The 18816-nt window shown below is 47.2% G+C and carries 20 protein-coding genes; 12 read left to right on the forward strand and 8 right to left on the reverse strand.

Going from position 1 to position 18816, the window contains the following annotated elements; genetic code table 11:
• Positions 1–48 precede the first annotated feature (48 nt).
• From gcvH to B8987_RS09930, 5 genes are all read left to right on the forward strand, one after another.
• Entirely contained in the window at positions 49–468 is a 420-nt protein-coding gene (gene gcvH, locus B8987_RS09910) for a glycine cleavage system protein GcvH (protein WP_084661415.1), read from the forward strand.
• A complete protein-coding gene (locus B8987_RS09915; RefSeq protein ID WP_028963254.1) occupies positions 468–1547 on the forward strand; it encodes a lipoyl protein ligase domain-containing protein in 1080 nt (359 codons plus the stop codon). The genes gcvH and B8987_RS09915 overlap by 1 nt, the downstream gene beginning before the upstream one ends.
• Positions 1544–2719: a radical SAM protein gene (locus tag B8987_RS09920; protein WP_020375981.1), complete on the forward strand. Its 1176-nt coding sequence runs from the start codon at positions 1544–1546 to the stop codon at positions 2717–2719. The genes B8987_RS09915 and B8987_RS09920 overlap by 4 nt, the downstream gene beginning before the upstream one ends.
• Before the next feature lie 34 nt (positions 2720–2753).
• Entirely contained in the window at positions 2754–3656 is a 903-nt protein-coding gene (lipS1, locus tag B8987_RS09925) for a LipS1 family lipoyl synthase (RefSeq protein ID WP_176213215.1), read from the forward strand.
• A gap of 169 nt (positions 3657–3825) precedes the next feature.
• The gene (locus B8987_RS09930) at positions 3826–4098 is read left to right on the forward strand and encodes a hypothetical protein (RefSeq protein ID WP_020375983.1); all 273 of its coding nucleotides are present in this window, start codon (positions 3826–3828) and stop codon (positions 4096–4098) included.
• A gap of 74 nt (positions 4099–4172) precedes the next feature.
• Here B8987_RS09930 and B8987_RS09935 read toward each other — a convergent pair whose 3' ends face one another.
• The 7 genes from B8987_RS09935 to hisC form a co-directional block, all read right to left on the reverse strand.
• Positions 4173–4634 carry a hypothetical protein gene (locus B8987_RS09935; RefSeq protein ID WP_028963250.1) on the reverse strand — a complete coding sequence of 154 codons (462 nt, stop codon included), beginning with the start codon at positions 4632–4634 and terminating at the stop codon, positions 4173–4175.
• A 98-nt stretch (positions 4635–4732) separates the two neighbouring features.
• Positions 4733–5134 (reverse strand): cytochrome o ubiquinol oxidase subunit IV, encoded by a 402-nt coding sequence (locus B8987_RS09940; protein ID WP_020375985.1) that lies wholly within the window; start codon positions 5132–5134, stop codon positions 4733–4735.
• Positions 5135–5192: 58 nt separating this feature from the next.
• On the reverse strand, positions 5193–5816 hold the full coding sequence (locus B8987_RS09945) for a cytochrome c oxidase subunit 3 (RefSeq protein WP_020375986.1): 624 nt from the start codon (positions 5814–5816) through the stop codon (positions 5193–5195).
• Positions 5813–7780: a cbb3-type cytochrome c oxidase subunit I gene (locus B8987_RS09950; protein WP_084661417.1), complete on the reverse strand. Its 1968-nt coding sequence runs from the start codon at positions 7778–7780 to the stop codon at positions 5813–5815. Before B8987_RS09950 ends, B8987_RS09945 begins: the two co-directional genes overlap by 4 nt.
• A gap of 38 nt (positions 7781–7818) precedes the next feature.
• Positions 7819–8721: a cytochrome c oxidase subunit II gene (locus B8987_RS09955; RefSeq protein ID WP_020375988.1), complete on the reverse strand. Its 903-nt coding sequence runs from the start codon at positions 8719–8721 to the stop codon at positions 7819–7821.
• Positions 8722–9559: 838 nt separating this feature from the next.
• The gene (locus B8987_RS09960; protein WP_084661418.1) at positions 9560–10945 is read right to left on the reverse strand and encodes an aminotransferase family protein; all 1386 of its coding nucleotides are present in this window, start codon (positions 10943–10945) and stop codon (positions 9560–9562) included.
• A 48-nt stretch (positions 10946–10993) separates the two neighbouring features.
• The gene (gene hisC, locus B8987_RS09965) at positions 10994–12085 is read right to left on the reverse strand and encodes a histidinol-phosphate transaminase (RefSeq protein ID WP_020375990.1); all 1092 of its coding nucleotides are present in this window, start codon (positions 12083–12085) and stop codon (positions 10994–10996) included.
• Positions 12086–12283: 198 nt separating this feature from the next.
• Between hisC and ade the strand changes: the two genes are divergently transcribed.
• On the forward strand, positions 12284–14065 hold the full coding sequence (gene ade, locus B8987_RS09970) for an adenine deaminase (RefSeq protein ID WP_020375991.1): 1782 nt from the start codon (positions 12284–12286) through the stop codon (positions 14063–14065).
• Positions 14066–14169: 104 nt separating this feature from the next.
• Positions 14170–14562, forward strand: coding sequence for a DUF302 domain-containing protein (locus B8987_RS09975; RefSeq protein ID WP_037913718.1), 393 nt, complete (start codon positions 14170–14172; stop codon positions 14560–14562).
• A 31-nt stretch (positions 14563–14593) separates the two neighbouring features.
• Here the strand turns inward: B8987_RS09975 and B8987_RS09980 are convergent, their stop codons facing one another.
• The gene (locus B8987_RS09980) at positions 14594–14827 is read right to left on the reverse strand and encodes a hypothetical protein (RefSeq protein WP_020375993.1); all 234 of its coding nucleotides are present in this window, start codon (positions 14825–14827) and stop codon (positions 14594–14596) included.
• 205 nt (positions 14828–15032) lie between these two features.
• Here B8987_RS09980 and ureA point away from each other — a divergent pair, with 205 nt between their 5' ends.
• The 5 genes from ureA to B8987_RS10005 all read left to right on the forward strand — a co-directional run bounded on the left by ureA (position 15033) and on the right by B8987_RS10005 (position 18813).
• Complete coding sequence (gene ureA / locus B8987_RS09985) at positions 15033–15392, forward strand: urease subunit gamma (protein ID WP_020375994.1); 360 nt, start codon at positions 15033–15035, stop codon at positions 15390–15392.
• Entirely contained in the window at positions 15389–15763 is a 375-nt protein-coding gene (locus B8987_RS09990) for an urease subunit beta (RefSeq protein WP_020375995.1), read from the forward strand. The genes ureA and B8987_RS09990 overlap by 4 nt, the downstream gene beginning before the upstream one ends.
• Positions 15760–17475 carry an urease subunit alpha gene (ureC, locus tag B8987_RS09995; protein ID WP_020375996.1) on the forward strand — a complete coding sequence of 572 codons (1716 nt, stop codon included), beginning with the start codon at positions 15760–15762 and terminating at the stop codon, positions 17473–17475. The genes B8987_RS09990 and ureC overlap by 4 nt, the downstream gene beginning before the upstream one ends.
• A 170-nt stretch (positions 17476–17645) precedes the next feature.
• Complete coding sequence (locus B8987_RS10000; RefSeq protein ID WP_081503386.1) at positions 17646–18110, forward strand: urease accessory protein UreE; 465 nt, start codon at positions 17646–17648, stop codon at positions 18108–18110.
• The gene (locus tag B8987_RS10005; protein WP_081503387.1) at positions 18103–18813 is read left to right on the forward strand and encodes an urease accessory protein UreF; all 711 of its coding nucleotides are present in this window, start codon (positions 18103–18105) and stop codon (positions 18811–18813) included. Before B8987_RS10000 ends, B8987_RS10005 begins: the two co-directional genes overlap by 8 nt.
• Positions 18814–18816: the final 3 nt, after the last annotated feature.

The following is an 18816-nucleotide window of genomic DNA, read 5'->3' on the forward strand; positions in this document are numbered from 1 at the left end:
GGCCGATAGTTTTTGTCAATGATTAAACCTTAAGGGGAGGAAATGAGGATGGCAACGGAACCGATTCATCGCTGGAAAGTGTTAGCAGACCGGTTATATGATGCCCGACACCAGTGGGTACAAAAAGATGATGTATTGTGGACCATGGGGATTACCGATTACACCCAAGACACAGCGGGTGACATTTTATATGTTTCGTTGCCCGAACCTGGAACCGTATTGGAACAAGGACAGCCTTTTGGCAGTCTCGAGTCGGGTAAATGGGTTGGACAACTGTATGCGCCGTTCGATGGAGTCGTAATTGCGGCTAATGATCTGGTGCGGGATAATCCGCAACTGTTAAATCAAGACCCCTATGGACGGGGATGGCTGATCAAGGCGCGAGCTCAGAACCATGATGAGGCAGTAACACAATTGCTAACCGACACCGAGTACATGCAGTTACTGGACGAATTGGACGAACGCTAATGGAACAGTGGCGATTATTGGATCCAGGTCCCTTACCGGCGTGGCAACAAATGGCTCTCGACAAAGTGGTGATCGAAGCTCGGGCACAGGATGTTGTTCCGAATACCTTGCGATTCATGGAATTTTCTCCGCATACGGCGTTAGTGGGATATCATCAGGCCGTCGATTTGGAAATTAACCGTGACGAGGCGCAATTGCTGGGAGTCGACATTAACCGGCGCATTACCGGTGGCGGTGCAATCTATATGGATGAACGGCAGTTAGGTTGGGAGTTGTGTGTGAAATTTGACGAAGGCAAGCGGGTTCGTCCTGAAACGCTATATCCCAAATTGGCGCAAGTCGTTATTGAATCCTTACGTTCATGGGGCATTACCGCGAAGTTTCGCCCAGTTAATGATGTAGAGATTGACGGCCGCAAGATTTCAGGCACAGGGGGCGCCGATTATCACGGAGCCGTCATTTATCAAGGAACTTTATTGTTGGATTTTGATGTTGAGACTATGATCCGGGTCTTACGGCTTCCCATTGAGAAGCTGACCGATAAAGTGATTGATTCTTTTCAAAAACGCCTCGTGACCATGCGAGAAATTCTGGGTTATGTGCCTGCCATAAGTGATGTCAAGCGGAGTGTTGAAGAGGCTTTGATGCAGGTCTTGGATGTCAATTTGACCCGTTCTGATCTCACCGAGGATGAACGACGCAAGTGGGAACATCTTGCCCCCTCCTATCGCCAATCGAAATGGATTGATTTACGGAAGGTTCCGCAATTTGCTAACTATCCACTTCATACTCTCACGCACAAGGCGCCCGGGGGACTGATTCGTTGTTTGATTCAGACCGACCAGCAAATTAAGCATATTAAAAAGGCGTTTATCACGGGAGACTTTTTTGTCTATCCTGAACGGGCCGTATTAGATTTAGAGGCGGCGTTAAAGGATGCTCCCTTACAACTCACCACATTATCGGCTATTTTACAGGCTCATTATCAACAGGGATACAACTATATGGGTGTGAGCGTCACCGACTGGTTATCCGCTTTATCTCCATTATGCGATCAAACTGAGGAGGGATCGTTATGAATCAGGAGAAATTTTCGGAATCGATTGAATTACGCCCGTTGCAAGATGATGACCGGGAAAGCCCAGAATATGTTATGACGTCTTTGGCTGGTGCCATTACGTTAGGTTTTGAAAAAGGAAAATTTGCCCGGGAGGAAACCGTATTACGAGGTCTTAATATCTTGATGACTTACAAGGAAAACTGTGTCGCCAATTGTTCATATTGCGGAGTTTCTCGGGAACGGCGTGTGCCCAGGGAAGAGACCACATTTATCCGGGTGAAATGGCCCATTATTCCCGTAGAGGAATTAATCGAACGCAGTGTTCAGGTCCCTCATCAAATGCGCCGTTTATGCGTGGGCATGTTAGCCAACCGCCAATCTTTAGATCATTCCATACAAATTATTCGCCAATTTCATGAACGTACTCCGTTATTAATTTCGGGATTAATCACCGCTTCGTTAATTAAAAAACGGGAAGATCTTGAAAGAATTCGTGATGCCGGTGCCGACCGGGTCGACATCGCGATTGATGCCGCGACCCCAGAGTTATTTGAAAAACACCGGGGGCGGCCCGTTAAGGGACCCCACCGCTGGGATCACTTTTGGTGGGTGACAGAAGAGGCCACTAAAGTGTTCGAACCGGGAGCGGTCGGCATTCATTTAGTCGCAGGGTTGGGAGAAACCGAACAAGAATTGTTGGAGGCTTGTCAAAAAGCTCAAGATATGAATGTCGTGACGCACTTATTTTCTTTTAATCCGGAACCTTCCACATTACTTGGCGATCATCCTCAGCCCCCCATGGGCCATTACCGTCGTTGCCAATTAGGCCGGTATTTAATTAATGAATTGGGCATTCATCTTCACCACTTTCGATTTAATGCCCAAGGGCAGGTTATCGACTTTGGACTCGAGCCGTCGGTATTAGAGAAAATTGTCGAGTCAGGCCGTCCTTTTATGACTTCGGGATGCCCCGATGAACATGGGGAAACGGCGTGTAACCGTCCTTACGGTAATGGCCGACCCAGTGAAAAAATCCGAAATTTTGCGTTTTCACCGACTGCTCAAGACATCGAAGACATTCGCCAGCAACTGTGGGCAGATTTAGCCCTAGATGCTCAAACAGTTAGCGAAGAAGAAGGTCTGAGCGTAAAAGCATGGGAGGGAGGGAACCTCGCTGAACTGGGAAAATGAACCTTTAGATGAATTAATTCACGAAGCCGCCCGTTTGTCCCGGCAAAATTTTCTTAGAACACTGGTTGTATCCGCTCCCAGTCAAAAGCATTATGATACCGGCATCTACCAAAATCAGCGCAAAACATTTATGACACTCAGCGTGACAGGGCAACATTGCGCGTTGATGTGTGAACACTGCGGGACAAAGGTTCTGGAAACCATGGCGGTCGCCAATAGCCCGGCGCGATTTCAAGCAGTGGCCGACAACCTGCTGCTTCAAGGAGCCGAAGGTGTCTTGGTGAGTGGGGGCTGTTTAGATGACGGCTCGGTTCCCTTGGAGCGTTTTGTCGATGACATCGCTCGGTTGAAATCGCAAGGGTTGACGGTTTTGGTACACACCGGCCTCGTCAAAAGATCCGTAGCCCGAGCATTAAAAGAGGCTGGGGTGGATCAGATTCTGCTTGATATTATTGGAGATGATGAGACCATTTCACAGGTCTACCATCTGGATAAGACGACAGAAGCGTACCGCGAGTCTCTTGCGATATTACGCGAAGAAGGACTAAGCGCGATTCCCCATGTCATTGTCGGTCTTCATTTTGGGCAGTTGCGCGGGGAGTTTCATGCCCTTGAAATGATTCGGGATGAGGGCTGTCAGCAACTCGTGATTGTGGCGTTAATGCCGTTGCCCGGCACCAATATGGCTACAGTTCCCCTCACATCGGGTGAGGATGTGGGACGGGTGCTCGCCAGCGCCAGAATCATGATGCCTCAGACGCCCATTTCTTTAGGATGTGCTAAACCGGCCGGGGCAACCAAGAAACAGATGGAATATTATGCGGTGGATGTGGGCGTCCAAAGCATCGCCTATCCCTTGCCAGATACCATTCGATATGCTGAAGAGCAGGGGTATGACATTCGCTATCACGAAAAATGTTGTTCGTTATTGGCATAAAAAAGCGGTCGAGACACGAAAGAGCCCCCAGCTGGGGATTTCTTACCCAGCTGGGGGCTCTTTTTGAACGGGAAGGGGGGAACATTAGAACCAGTGGGAAAGGGCCATTTGACCCATGAAGATGATTTTTGAACCCGGTACACTTAAGGTAATAAAGGAGGGGATCACGATGAAGTGGATGGTCCGGATTGCCGCGTCTTTGTTAACCAGTATTGGACTTGTATGGATGGTAATGATGGTCTTTCCCCACATGAACTTTACGCTAGGTCAAGGGGCCGCAATTGTGCTAACCCTGGGTTATATGATTTGGATCGCCAGTTTAATCACGACAGGAATGTATTGGGCATGGAAACCCGAAACGCGAACATCAGAGGTTGCAATTCATAACGTAGTGGCATGGCCCATCTTAGGGCATGATACCAAAGGACCTAAGGCATCATAACTTACTTCAATAAGAAAAAAAGTTCACAGATGATATTTTTCTGTGAACTTTGTCATGAAACTGGTTGCGTGATTTCAGAGGGAACCGTCACACTTGGAGAGGACCGGATGAGCTGAAGAGTTTGTCGCGAGCTGATGGTAATGGCGTTTGAGACATTCTAATTCGTGTTCATGATGGGTGTGAAGAAGTGTCGAGAGAGCTTCTAACCGCATTAAGACTCGGGAAGAGACGACACCGTCTCGATCAAGGGTGAAGCGGGCTTCATCGACCCAGGTTGCCATTAGTTCGTGATCTCGATGAAAAATCTTTAAACTAGGGATTTCCTCAAACAGAAAAGCTTCTTCAGCTTGTGCATGCACTAATTCCCGTTCAGTCCAAATATCCAGAAGAACTTCTGCGACTTCATAGGCACTGCTGGCATCATTATTCTTTAAGAAATTGCGTAGTAATCGCATTCCAGCCTCCAGATCAGCCGTGACCAGCATGTGCGAGGTAAGGTGTTCGTCAAAATTTTCGAGCCGATGAGTGTGTGGCATGATTTGATGTCCTTTCCGGTCAAAGTCAAACCGGGTTAACGATTGAAGGGAAGCCTGGGATCTCAACGGGCGGAGATTCCAGGCTTGAGGCAAAGTGATTAGGAGACACCGGATTTGAAGGTCATAATCCAAATCGAGAAAATCACAATGCCTATTCCCATAAAAATCGCTAGAGCCAAAGTCACAATCTGCCAGGTTGAACCGCGGCTTTCTCTTAGGTGCATGAAAATCCCTAATTGCAGTGCCGCCTGTAATACCGCCAAGAACAAGATAAAGGATATCAAGAAGGCGGGAGGCAGCATGTGTTCGACTACTGCACCAAAGGCCAATGCCGTTAAAACTAAAGAGGCGATATAGCCAAAGATCTGTTTCCACGGAAAGGTTTCTTCCTCAAAACGAGGGACAAGATAAACCGATTCGACTTCATCTCCATGCCCAGTGGGGCCATTAGGGGAGATGGCAATAACATTATGCCGTTTTCGGTTATGTGAAATCGCCATGATATTGTCTCCTTTCATCGATTATGCATCAGTAATCGGTAGGGCCAGATGGGACTCATTAGATGACCTTGCCACTTAAGTAGACCACGGTGAAAATGAAGACCCAGATAATGTCGAGAAAGTGCCAATACAAGGCGAACATATAGACTTTCCGTGTCGTAATGGTCGTCAAACCCCGTCCTAAGAGCTGGATAATCAGGGTGATGGCCCAAATAATGCCGAAGCTTACGTGTGAACCGTGGGTGCCCACCAACGTAAAGAATGCAGAGAGGAAAGCACTGTGATGCCAGGTATCATGCATCGCGATGTCGCCGAGAAATTCGTTAATTTCGGTAGCGACGAAGGCTGCGCCCAAGAGAATGGTGATGGCTAACCAAATGACAGTGCCTTTAAGGCGGTGATGGCGCATTTCATAGACAGCTAAGCCACACGTAAAACTACTGGTTAACAAGGCGACCGTTTCAAATAAGACAGGACCGAGATGGAATAATTGGGCCGGGGTCGGACCCGACATACCGACCCGCGACTGATAGACCGCATACACTGCGAACAACGATGAGAAGAGAAGAAAGTCTGTGGCCAAAAAGGCCCAAAATCCGAGGATCTTTAGACTTTCATGTTGATCGGTAAACTCCAGAGGAACTTGGGTGTTTTGTAATTCGGGCTCTATTGGTACGTTCATCCTTGTAACCTCCCTAAGGACGCCTCGGTGTGGCGAATAGTTTCAGCGTGGATTTCTTCATGGTCGTTGTAATCGAAGCTTCCGATAATCAACAGGGCTACCACTCCTAATCCTCCGAGAATAGCAACCCACCACCATTCGAACACCATGCCAATTCCTCCGACAAAGAATGCCAATCCCATCAAAAAGGGAATTGATGACGATTTCGGCATTTCAATGGGCTGAATATCATTGGGATTGAGCTGAACCACATTGGTCTGGTTGTGTTGTTTCATTTCCCACCACGCGTCGCGGTCTGACACGACGGGAATACGAGCGAAATTGTAGGAAGGTGGGGGAGAGGGTAAGGACCATTCCAGTGTGCGTCCATCCCAGGGATCCCCAGTCAGATCGCGTTCTCCGTGTTTGTAACTGTAGACTATGCTGTAGACGAAGACGACGAATCCAGATCCCATCATGAAGGCTCCGATGGTCGATACCAAGTTGGGAAGGCTCCATCCATATCCGGTGGTGTAGGTGTACATTCTCCGCGTCATACCCATGAAGCCTAAGGCATATTGGGGCATAAAGGTAATCCAAAATCCAATGAAGAACAACCAGAAGAACCAGCGCCCTTGGCGTTCGTCGAGTTTAAATCCGAATGTCTTGGGCCACCAATAATACATTCCCGCCAACAAGCCGAAGACGGTACCGCCAATTAAGACGTTGTGGAAGTGGGCAATTAAGAAATAACTGTTGTGAAATTGGTAGTCGCCTACGACGGCACCTAGCATCACCCCTGTGGCTCCGCCCACCACGAATGTCGGGATGAAGGCTAATGCCCATAGCATTGCGACCGGAGTTCTTACTCGGCCACCCCACATGGTAAAGATCCAGTTGAAGATTTTGATACCGGTCGGAATGGCAATTAACATGGTGGAAATTCCGAAGAATACGTTAACACCGGGACCGGCACCCATCGTAAAGAAGTGATGAACCCAGGTGCCGTAACTGAGTAAGGTAATCGTTATCACTGACCAGACCATCGTGCTATAGCCGAAAAGCCGCTTCCTGGAGAAGGTTGCCACCACTTCGGAGAAAATGCCGAAGGAGGGAAGGATTAAAATATAGACTTCGGGATGGCCGAATAACCAGAACAAGTTCACATACATCATGGGCATGCCGCCATGGGTAATTGTGAAGAAATCCGTTCCGAATAATCGGTCTAACATGGTCATGGCCAAGGCGACAGTAAGCGGTGGGAATGCAAACAAGATTAAGGCGGAAGTGACTAGCGATGTCCAGACAAACATAGGCATCCGCATTAAGGTCATTCCTGGCGCTCGCATTTTTAAGATGGTGACGAGAAAGTTCACACCCGTTGCGATACTGCCAATACCAGAAATCTGAATTGCTAACAGGTAGTAATTTTGCCCGACACCGGGGTTAAAGGCGAGTTCGGTCAACGGTGGATAGGAAGTCCAACCAGCATTGGGCGAACCGCCGACGACAAAGGAAATGTTAAACATGAACGCCGCGAAGGCGAAAAGCCAAAAGCTGATAGCGTTTAAGCGGGGAAAGGCGACGTCACGTGCGCCGATCATCAAGGGAATAGCCAAATTAAACATGGCAAAGATGAACGGCATGGACATGAAGAAAATCATAATGGTTCCATGCGTGGTAAAAATTTCATCGTAGTGCAAAGGCCCTAGAAAATGATTATTGGGAACGGCTAATTGTCCGCGCATCAATAAGGCATCGACACCGCCACGAAACAACATGGTAATCGCGGCAATGAGGTACATGATGCCGATTTTTTTGTGGTCGACCGTTGTTAACCATTCGCGCCAAAGGTGCCCCCATTTGTGGTAGCGAGTGAGGACATAAATGATGGCGGCGGAGGTGAGAACAATCAGAACGTCAGCACTTAATTCCATACCCCGCGTTGTGGCGGGCGGAAAAAGTTGCGCTAACAGTGATGACATAATCTTTTCCACCTTTCATCTAGAAACTTCACGAATTCCTAGTTCGAAGGCATATTCATGTACATGTTTTTCATTTGCATATACATGCCACCTTCAAGGGTGAACCCGTGTGTGGTGTTAGGGAAGGTCGAGGCCGGGTAGCTGGAATAGCTTCTGGGGCTAATCCAATTGTGTTGGAGCAGTTGATGATAATCTGCTAAGGTCATGGGGCTGGCTGTTTGGCGAACATTTTGTACCCATTGTTGGAATTGTGCCATGGGAACCGCTTTGACGTTAAACGTCATGTGTACGAAGCCTGTGCCAGAGAATTGACCACTGCGGCCCCAATAGACACCAGGATGGCTTGCCTCAAGCCATAAAGGCAAGACTTCGCCGGGCATGGTATATTCCATCCCACCTAATTGCGGAACCCAAAAAGTGTTCATGGGTGAATCGGCCGTCAGTTCAAAGAGTACGGGAACGCCCGATGGGATGTCGATGTAGTTAACCGTCGCAATATGTTGCTGGGGATATTCAAACAGCCACTTATAATCAAGGGATGTGACATCAATAACAATCGGATCGGTTCCTGAAGGAATCTTGTCTAACGCGTAAGTTTTTTGCACGGTGGGAACGCTGATGATGATAACAATGATAAACGAGAGAGCCAGCCAGAATAATTCTAATTTGCGGTTGTGGTCCCAAAGCGGTCGGTAAGGAGCTTTGTTTCCGGGTTTATCGCGAAAGCGAACAATCACAATCGCAAATAACACCCAAACCAGTAACACCATAAATAACATGGCCGCGCCGGAAATATAAATGAGCCCTAATTCACTGGCGGCCACAGGACCAGCAGGATGCAAAAGAACATATTGCTGGCCACAACCGGATACCAAAAGCCCTACGGCGAGGGCCATCAGGCTTAAATAGCGGAACGCTCGTTTAGAGCGTTTAGGGGCCATGAGGAATCACCTCTTAAGAATGAATTGTCAAGCAAGTTATACAATTCTGGATAAAATAGCTGCATACACAAGGCGTAAAAGATACCACCTCGCCGTAGGGCGCCAAAATAACTAACCAAAACGACTTACGTCCTCCGGCACAGTGATTCTGAAAAAGTTGCCGGTGTTGCGCTACCGAACCATCATGCAAATGGTATGAACTTGTGAGAAGTAAATCACGCTTTGAGTATATTCCAGTTAAATAATGAGATCAATAAGTTTAGAGAAATTACCACGAGAATTACTGCAGAGATGTACCTGATTAATCATCATTCATATTGAAATTTATCGATAATATCTCTCAAACTTGACTATGCTTATAGGGTTTTGTTACTTGTCAAGGCAAAATACAAATGACAGAAAACGTTGTGAAATAAGGCGTTTAGGCAGATGAGCCGTTGCTAGATAAGAAGTTTAAATAGGACGAACAGAGTAGCGCAATGGTGTAGGCATAAATTTAATTTTCGATACAATGCTCGGAAACTCCTGAGTAATTTGTTCAATTTTTCACATGCTTTGGCATAGTTTCCTGAGACGAAGATCGAAAACGACGAACATCATTTGTGGTCGCCGTGATCTCGCGTTTACCAAATTCCAAATAGTCGTTAAACTCAGGTGAAGGAAATTTAATCAATAAAAAATCTCATGTCATGATGGGATTTAATCCACGCCATGTCCATGAGTAAGAACAGCAAATACTTGTTAAGCCGTGGTAACCAGAAGATGACTGGCAAGAACGTTTTGGTACCGCGCTGTTTCAGAGATAAGAGAACATCAAATCAAAGGAGAGGCTATTTGGCTATACATGAATGGGAGGGGCTTGTCCCACTTGACGAATGGTGTGAGCCACGCCAGTGACGATCTGTTCTAGTTCGTCGCCGTGAATAACGAGCGGAGGGGCAATAATTAAGATATTATTATGCCAAGTTTCGACATCAGTAGCTTTTCCTGCTAAAATGCCTTGCTTAATTAAATGACGTCCTAATAGGCGCATAAACGCATCACTGGCGGGTGTTTTGGTTTCGGGTTCGGTGACGATTTCGATACCAGCCAAAAGACCTTGAACACGAATATCTCCCACCCATGGCACATTTTGCAACTGATCAACCAGAAGCTGTTTGAGATATTCTCCTTTCGATTGCGCCTGTTTCACTAATTGGTCTTCTTCGATGATGTTTAGGTTGGCTATGGCGGCAGCGCAAGCCACAGGATGTCCCCCAAAGGTGTTCACTTGACGCAGATGCCGTCCTGAATCTGTGGCACCCAAGAAAGTGTGGAATATTTCGTCACTAACCGCGGTTGCTCCTATAGGCATATACCCACTCGCTAGACCTTTGGCCATCGTCACAATATCCGGTTTTATATTATAGAGCTCATGTCCAAAAAGAGAACCAGTGCGTCCAAATCCGGTTACCACCTCATCAACGATGAGTTTGACATTATAGTCTTTCGCAATGTGGGCGAGACGAGAAAAATAGCCAGGAGGAGGTATCAGAACACCTCCTCCTGCAATGATTGGCTCGACGATGATAGCAGCCACGGTATCGGCACCTTCAATTTGGATGCGGCGCTCAAAATCCTCGGCACATTGGATTTGGCATGAAGGATATTGCATGTGAAAAGGACAACGGTAGCAATAGGGGGCACTGACCTGCATAAAATCTGGCGCCATGGGCCCATAATTTCGTTTCCGTTCAGGTTGTCCCGTCGCCGATAACGCCCCTAAGGTTGAACCATGATAACCCCGAAAGCGCGATATGATTTTAGTTTTATGGGGAAAACCTTGTTGTTGCCAATACTGGCGGACCATTTTAAATGCGGTCTCATTGGCTTCAGACCCAGAGTTGGAAAAGTAGATGTGGGGGGTAGAAGGAATGTAGCTCGCAAGACGTGTGGCCAGTTCGATGGCTGCAGGATGGCTCTGAGTCAATGGATAATAAGCTAATTGCTGCATTTGTCTAAGAGCGGCATCAATGAGTTGTTGACGACCATAGCCGACATTAACACACCATAACCCCGCCGCAGCATCAAGATAAGATTGTCCATTTATGTCGTAGACTGTCGATTCCAGACCGTGGGTAATGATTAAGGGATGATTGTGGCTATAATCCTGATGTTGCGTTAAAGGATGCCAAACATGAAGCCTGTCCTGTTCATAAAGGGATTCCGAGTCAAATCCGTCCATATTTTCTATTCGCCTTTCCGTATAGATGGGTCATGTGTAAACTGGTATTTAGGAATGTTTGATAGTTGATGCAGGATTTAACGATTCTTCGATTAAATTCAATACGCGTTCATTATCATCGGGTTGGCCAATAGTCATGCGTGTATATCCCGCTAACCCCATACCGAGACCAGGCCGAATAGCAATATTGTTTAACGGCAAGATCTTTTCGGAATCTTCCCACTGGAACGTTACAAAATTGGTTTGACTGGGAAAGACATCTAATCCTTGTTGCGTTAGCCGCGTCAAGATACGGGTGCGTTCACGTTGAATCATGCTCCGGTAAATTTTATATACCGACTCGGCTTCTTCACTCAAAGCTGCTGCGCCGGCGGCAAGTGCCAGACGATTAGGCATAACACGGCTGAGGCGTTGTGAAATGGCATGGCTGACGGATGTGTCTGGGGTTAAAACATATCCCAAACGTATTCCCGCCAGCGCATAAAATTTAGAAAATGTCCGACTAATCATGAGGTTGGGATATTTCTTCAGTAAATGAATGCTATCTTGGTCCGGATCATCGTAGGCGTCTGTTAATTCCCAGTATGCTTCATCAAGAAGAACAGCCACGTCTTCAGGTACCTTGGATAAGAAGGCATCAATATCGGAGAGGGGAAGATAGCCTCCTGTGGGATTATTGGGATTACAAATAATGATCAAAGCGGTCTGTTCGCTAAGGTTATCGGCAATGCTATTTAAATTCACGGTACCATTTGAATGAAGCGGTGTTTTGACTATGGTAAATGATATAGATTGCGCAATCGCCTGATACAAGGGAAATGAGGGATGGGGAATGATTACTTCACGTCCAGGATGAAAAAGACCGCGGATAATATGCTCAATCAAATCGCCCGATCCCGAACCCAATACAATCTGTGCAGGATCTACATGATATTTTTTGGCCAGCCGATTTTTTAGCTCCTGTCCCGATGGATCGGGATAGCGGTGAATCTCGTGCATGGAAGCGCTTATCGCCTGTAAGACGATCTCGGGAGGTGGATAGGGAGATTCATTGGCGTTCAGCCGGATCATTTTGTTGGAAAGACTCAAAGATCCTCGGTCTAAGGGAACTTCGGTGATAGGACTCCATTTTATGGCCAACTTATCCACCTCTTGTTAGGACATCATGGTTTGATAGGTTGCATTGTATCAAACCTTTTTCGGTATCTTCATTGTGTTGTTGACCAAATTTCTTAACTAGAATGGCGAAATACTATTCATCTTCGAAGCAAACCGAGTAGATTGGGATAAATGATGGCCACAATGACTCTATCAGTTGATAGGAGGGACAAAAACGCTATGACCTATAATAGTGAAATCAGACGGCAACTGGCTCAAGTGGCTTTAGGGAATCTAGAACCCGATTTGGTTATTACCCATGCACAATTGGTCAATGTGCATACCAAAGAAATTGAGCCTGACGTATCTGTTGCGGTGAAGTCGGGATTCATTGCTTATATCGGAAAGTCTGTTCCTGGCATAAAGGATACGACCAAAGTGATCGACGCGCACCAGCAATATCTGGTGCCGGGACTCATTGATGGGCATATGCATGTCGAGAGTAGCATGCTCTCGGTTGCCGAGTTTGCGCGCGCTGTTTTGCCGTTCGGAACGACTACTATTTTTATGGATCCCCATGAGATGGCGAATGTCTTTGGGCTTGAAGGCGTGGCATTAATGATGCACGAGGCAGAACATTTGCCTCTGCGCGTGTTTACCACCGTTCCGTCTTGTGTGCCGGCAGCACCGGGGCTAGAAGATAGTGGACAATATTTAGGGCCCAATGAAGTGCACAGTGCTTTGAACTTTCCCCGCGTGGCGGGCCTCAGTGAGGTCATGGACTTCCCCGGCGTCGTTAACGGAAATCCTGAAGTTCTTGAAAAAATTCGATTAACCTATGAAAAACACCAGGTGGTGACAGGGCATCTTCCAACCTCTGATGATCGTGTAATTCAAGCCTACGCTGCAACGGGGATATTTTCCGACCATGAATCCACGTCCCGAGAAGAAGCGTTAGCCAAGGCCAGGCGCGGGATCACGGTAATGATCCGGGAAGGAACGGCCTGGAAAGACGTTCATGAATGCATAAAGATTGTTACCGAAGATGGTATTGATCCTCATCAATGTCTTTTAGTCACTGATGATGTGGAGCCAGCGACATTGGTTCAAGATGGACACCTAAACGTCGTGGTCCGACGAGCTATTGAGGAAGGCGTTGATGCCTTAAGCGCTATTCAAATGGCGACAATTAATACGGCTCGGTATTTTCATGTTGAAGACTGGCTCGGAAGTATTGCCCCGGGTCATGTGGCTGATATGCTTTTAATACCGGATCTTATGAATATGCGGCCTAGTGTGGTATTTGCTGGGGGAGAGATTGTTGCCGAAAATGGTCAATTCGTTGCCGAAATCACAGCCCCTTCTTATCCAGATTATGTTAAAAAATCTGTGCATTTGCCCCGCGCAGTAACGGCTCAAGATTTCTTTGTAAAGAGTGAATCCTGTTCTCAAGGCGAAGTGACTGTGAGGGCCATAGGAGTCAACAATAACAGCGCGTTAACCCATTTGTATACCAGCACGGCACGGGTAGAAGAGGGCGTCATTTTGCCATCGCTTGATAATGATTTAGTGTATGCGGCGGTCTTAGAACGCCATCACGGCTCAGGACAAATTGGGCGGGGATTTGTGCATGGATTTGGTATTAAACGAGGTGCCGTCGCATCAACGGTGGGTCATGACAGCCACAATTTGATGGTTATGGGAGTCAATCCCACTGACATGGCCATGGCGGCTAATGCCTTAGCTCAATGTGGTGGAGGTATGGTTGCTGTTTTAGATCAAACCATATTGGCTTTAGTATCTTTACCCATTGCCGGGTTGATGGCAGAAGAATCCGCGCAGGTCATGGCGGAAAAATTAGAGCGGTTAACAGAGGCATGGCGTCGTCTTGGATGTACACTCCATGCTCCTTATATGACCTTTTCCCTGATTGCGTTGCCTGTCATTCCAGAACTGCGGTTGAGCAATAAAGGATTGGTCGATGTGATGTCCATGACACTGGTCCCGGTGGAGGTTCTTTGATCATCACAGCGCTAGAATTTTTGTTTCGGTCCACTCAATCGACAAGCATTCTAATAAATTATAAACTACGATTAGTAGTTATTTTGATTTGTGGAGGGATGGACGTGTCAGCTATTGAGCGAATTGAAGTATCACGTTCTGCAGCGGATTTGGTGAACCAGTTTACCCACTGGTTGGAAGAAAAACAGATTATTGTTTATGCGGTTGTTCATCATACAGAGGATATGAAAGCGCGGGGCGTTGATCCGCATATGGATGCATGGACCGTAATCTTTGGGAATCCCGTGCTTGGTGCAGCATTTTTAGAGGAAACTCCTGATGTGGTCGTTGATATTCCCTTGCGCATAGGATTTTACCAACAACAACCTGACAAATCGTTTGTGGTACGGCGTCATATGGAAGAATTGTTAAGCGATTACCAGTTGCCCGCCTTGGTCGCGAAAAGCCGAAAGGCCGATGGATTATTAGACCAATGGATTGCTACATTAAAACAATAGTATAGAAATTAGGGGCAGGCGGAATACGCCATTATGACGTAGATTCCGCCTGTTTTTGTGAATACAGTGTCCACCATTTGCGATAGGCGATAATAGCCCAAATCCCTTCGACGACCCCAAAAGGCCAGGTTCCCGCTAGCCATCCGTAGAGAGATGATCCCGTGCATGCTATGGCAAATGCCAAGGTGTACCACAAAGACCGCTGTTCTAAGGCATAGAAGATCATCATGAATGTGACAACAACGGCTCCAAATAGGGTTAACATGGTTTTACCTGCCTTGTCAGTATTAGAATGAATTCATTCCCACCTTGCAGGATTTTGAACCCAACGTCAACCGTTTCTTGCTGTGCCGTCTTCCGATTATCTGGGATTGAGCAATGATACAGATTTTTGCCATGTTTTTGTTCGAACAAACAAGAATTATGCTGCCGTACAGGCTATTCTGAAACATAGGATGGAGGGATTTTAGGTGTTTTTATCTCCTAGGGAACAAGAAAAATTACTGATTGTGGTAGCTGGGGATCTGGCTGCCAAACGATTGCAGCGCGGTTTGAAGTTAAATTATCCCGAAGCAGTAGCCTATATTGCCGCAGCTCTCATGGAGGGAGCGAGAGATGGGCAGAGTGTTGCCGAGTTAATGAACTATGGGACGACGCTGCTCACCACGGATCAGGTGATGGAGGGAGTGGAAGAAATGGTGGAGACAGTGCAAATCGAGGCGACATTTCCTGACGGAACCAAATTAGTGACCGTCCATCACCCCATCCGTGAGCCTCAAAATATGAATCCGGTTGTCCATAGCGTCGTGAAGGATGTGACAGATTCATGATACCAGGGGAAATCCAGTGTGATGGCGACATGGTGACTATCAATTCTTCGGGTGCCACTGTGACATTAACGGTGGAGAACACCGGGGACAGACCCGTTCAAGTGGGATCTCATTTTCATTTTTTTGAGGTAAACAAGGCGCTTGACTTTAATCGGGAGAAAGCCTACGGGATGCGTCTTGACATTCCGGCGGGAACAGCGGTGCGGTTTGAACCCGGAATCCGCCAGACCATCATATTGACACCCATTAAAGGAGCACGCCGGGTTTATGGGTTAAATGGATTGACAGAAGGTCCTCTAGATAAAGAGGGAAATAAAGAAGCAGCTCTTGAACGTGCCAAACAACGAGGGTTTTGGAGGCCAGAGTCATGAGTCATTCAATCGATCGCCATCATTATGCGCATTTATTTGGGCCGACTGTGGGAGACAAAATTCGGTTGGCCGACACCGATTTGTGGGCCATGGTTGAAGAAGACCGAACGCTTTTGGGTGAGGAAGCGAAATTCGGTGGAGGCAAAGTGGTTCGCGACGGCATGGGGCAGGCCAGTTGGCATAGTTCTAAAGCGGGTGCACCGGATTTAGTCATTACAAATGTGGTCATCATTGATTACTGGGGTATAGTCAAAGCGGATGTTGGCATTAAAGATGGACGAATTGTTGCGATTGGGAAGGCAGGAAACCCCGATATTATGGACGGGGTCGATCCCCGGTTAATTATCTCTCCCGCTACTGAGGTGATCTCTGCGGAAGGCCTTATTCTGACCGCTGGCGGTATTGATTCCCATGTTCACTGGATTACGCCCGATTTAGCTCGACACGCCTTAATGGCGGGTTTAACTACATTGATTGGGGGAGGAACCGGTCCGGCAACGGGGACCAATGCGACCACGGCCACCCCAGGACCGTGGAATATCACTCGGATGCTGGAAGCCATGAGTTCGATGCCGGTAAACATCGGCTTAACAGGAAAAGGCAATTCCTCATTTCCTGAGCCTCTAGAAGAACAAATTGCTGCGGGGGCCATTGGTCTCAAACTACATGAAGACTGGGGCACAACCCCTAGAGCGATCGATACCTGTTTAAAGGTTGCCGATGAGGCCGACGTCCAGGTGACAATCCATACCGATACCCTGAACGAAGCAGGATTTGTGGAACAAACCCTAGAAGCCATTGGCGGGCGGACTATTCACACATACCACACCGAAGGTGCCGGTGGCGGTCATGCTCCAGACATTCTTCGTGTGGCATCTTTCGAAAACGTTTTGCCTTCTTCAACCAATCCCACACGGCCTTATACGATCAATACCCTAGCAGAACATTTGGATATGTTAATGGTCTGTCATCACTTAGATCCAAAACTTCCTGAAGACGTGGCGTTTGCGGATTCACGCATTCGCGGGGAAACCATAGCGGCAGAAGATGTCTTGCATGATTTAGGCGTCTTGTCGATGATGTCTTCCGATTCCATGGCCATGGGACGTATTGGCGAAGTGATTATTCGAACATGGCAGACGGCCGATAAAATGAAAAAGGAACGAGGCCATCTGCCCGAAGATTCTCCCCGAAATGACAATTGGCGGATTCGCCGGTATGTCGCCAAATACACCATCAATCCCGCAATTACTCATGGAATTTCGCGATTAGTCGGATCTGTTGAAGTCGGGAAGTGGGCTGATTTAGTGTTATGGAACCCAGCATTCTTTGGAGTTAAACCCTCGATTATCATTAAAGGCGGGATGATCGTAGCAGCGCAAATGGGTGATGCTAATGCATCGATTCCTACCGTGGAACCGCAAATGATGCGTGAAATGTTTGGCGCTCAAGGATTTGCCCCGAATGAGCTGTCATGGACTTTTCTCTCTAAACAAGCCTATGTCTCTGAGCATATTCAGAAGCGGATTAAACGGCGGGTATATCCCGTAGAAAATTGCCGGAGCATTACTAAAAAGTCGATGATGCTTAATGACCAAACTCCTCACATCGAAGTGGATCCGGAAACCTACCGGGTTTATGTCGATGGTGAACGGATTACGTCTCGGCCAGCAACAGTTCTTCCCTTAGCGCAGCGGTACTTCCTCTTTTGATTGATGACAGAAAGGGATCCACGTGATGCAGTATGGAATCAGGAAAAAATTAAGGACAGTAACAGAGTCACTTGCGTATTGTCGGGAGAATAAAGGGACGGAACATTTGGCAAAGGGAAAGGAGGCAAGGCGTAAAGCTCTTAAGTGACGAGCATTGCGCTTTAATATCAATGCAGACTCTGACTATCAACCAGGTTCTTAGGAGGTATAATGCCACCACAGATACCAAACTCACTGAATGGATTGACATGGACGTGGATCAATGCGAAAAAACCCGGTGGAAAGCCATAACCAATCTCGGACGGGTGGTTATCATAGATTTGCCGCGCCACGTCCGCATATCACACGAAGACGTTGTCTATGAGGATGATGGCCGGGTGATCGTTGCCCGTGTCAAACCTCACTGGGTTTTGGTTATGAAACCCAAAACATTTCATGAAATGGGATCTTTGTGTTATCACATCGGAAATTTGCACCAACCCTGCTTGGTTCAAGAACAAGAAGTTTTTACGCCGAATGAGGAATTTCTCAAATCGTTAGCGGATTCGTTATCCGTCTCATATTCTCTTGAAGAGCGGATTTTACCCCAAGGGTTTGCGACGAAAAGCCGCTCTCAGCACGTGCATCATGTCTAGTGATAGCATCAAAGTAGGGGAGATGTTGCAATTTCTGGATGGGTTGTTTCCTTCCGGAGCATTTACTCACTCGTTTGGGCTGGAAACCCTTGTTCAAGAACAGTGGATTACCGATGTGCAATCCTCAGGTTACTGGCTCAAAGCCATTATCCAGGACAGTTGGGCGACTTCCGATGGATTGGCCGCGTTACTGGTTTTTCAAGCCGTAGAGCAGGGTTCATTTCTCGACCGGGTTGCGCGCATTGATGGTTATTTAACGGCCAGTCGGACAGCATATGAAAGTCAAAAAGCCTCGTTGACAATTGGACGCCGAATATTGGCGACCGCTGTAGAATTGTTAGATGAGCCGGATTTGTCTTTATACCAGCAATACACCTTATCGCGTCCCTCGCTCGGTAATCAGACAGTCATCATTGCACTGATTGGAATGCTTCGGCATTGGGGATGTGATGCGACCTTACAAGGTATTACCTACTTTACTTTATCGGGCTTTGTGCAAGCACTATTGCGGTTAGTACCACTCGGCCAGCGTGAGGCACAGAAGTTATTATTTGAGCTGAAGCCATGGACTATGAATGTACTCAAGAATGTGCTTAAGCAGATTGATTTCTTAACTGTGGAAGATCTCGGTTCGAGTATGCCGGTTTATGATATTGCCGTAATGCGCCATAAAGACTTGTATTCCCGGCTTTTCCGATCTTAAATC

It is taken from the genome of Sulfobacillus thermosulfidooxidans DSM 9293 (assembly GCF_900176145.1).
GTDB classification, from domain to species: domain Bacteria; phylum Bacillota; class Sulfobacillia; order Sulfobacillales; family Sulfobacillaceae; genus Sulfobacillus; species Sulfobacillus thermosulfidooxidans.

What these genes read in the sequence shown, in the direction of transcription:
- gcvH (WP_084661415.1), top strand. Translation starts at nt 49, where the DNA reads ATGGCAACGGAACCGATTCATCGCTGGAAAGTGTTAGCAGACCGGTTA.
- B8987_RS09915 (WP_028963254.1), top strand. Translation starts at nt 468, where the DNA reads ATGGAACAGTGGCGATTATTGGATCCAGGTCCCTTACCGGCGTGGCAA.
- B8987_RS09920 (WP_020375981.1), top strand. Translation starts at nt 1,544, where the DNA reads ATGAATCAGGAGAAATTTTCGGAATCGATTGAATTACGCCCGTTGCAA.
- B8987_RS09930 (WP_020375983.1), top strand. Translation starts at nt 3,826, where the DNA reads ATGAAGTGGATGGTCCGGATTGCCGCGTCTTTGTTAACCAGTATTGGA.
- B8987_RS09935 (WP_028963250.1), bottom strand. Translation starts at nt 4,634, where the DNA reads ATGCCACACACTCATCGGCTCGAAAATTTTGACGAACACCTTACCTCG.
- B8987_RS09940 (WP_020375985.1), bottom strand. Translation starts at nt 5,134, where the DNA reads ATGGCGATTTCACATAACCGAAAACGGCATAATGTTATTGCCATCTCC.
- B8987_RS09945 (WP_020375986.1), bottom strand. Translation starts at nt 5,816, where the DNA reads ATGAACGTACCAATAGAGCCCGAATTACAAAACACCCAAGTTCCTCTG.
- B8987_RS09950 (WP_084661417.1), bottom strand. Translation starts at nt 7,780, where the DNA reads ATGTCATCACTGTTAGCGCAACTTTTTCCGCCCGCCACAACGCGGGGT.
- B8987_RS09955 (WP_020375988.1), bottom strand. Translation starts at nt 8,721, where the DNA reads ATGGCCCCTAAACGCTCTAAACGAGCGTTCCGCTATTTAAGCCTGATG.
- B8987_RS09960 (WP_084661418.1), bottom strand. Translation starts at nt 10,945, where the DNA reads ATGGACGGATTTGACTCGGAATCCCTTTATGAACAGGACAGGCTTCAT.
- ade (WP_020375991.1), top strand. Translation starts at nt 12,284, where the DNA reads ATGACCTATAATAGTGAAATCAGACGGCAACTGGCTCAAGTGGCTTTA.
- B8987_RS09980 (WP_020375993.1), bottom strand. Translation starts at nt 14,827, where the DNA reads ATGTTAACCCTATTTGGAGCCGTTGTTGTCACATTCATGATGATCTTC.
- B8987_RS09990 (WP_020375995.1), top strand. Translation starts at nt 15,389, where the DNA reads ATGATACCAGGGGAAATCCAGTGTGATGGCGACATGGTGACTATCAAT.
- ureC (WP_020375996.1), top strand. Translation starts at nt 15,760, where the DNA reads ATGAGTCATTCAATCGATCGCCATCATTATGCGCATTTATTTGGGCCG.
- B8987_RS10000 (WP_081503386.1), top strand. Translation starts at nt 17,646, where the DNA reads ATGCAGACTCTGACTATCAACCAGGTTCTTAGGAGGTATAATGCCACC.
- B8987_RS10005 (WP_081503387.1), top strand. Translation starts at nt 18,103, where the DNA reads ATGTCTAGTGATAGCATCAAAGTAGGGGAGATGTTGCAATTTCTGGAT.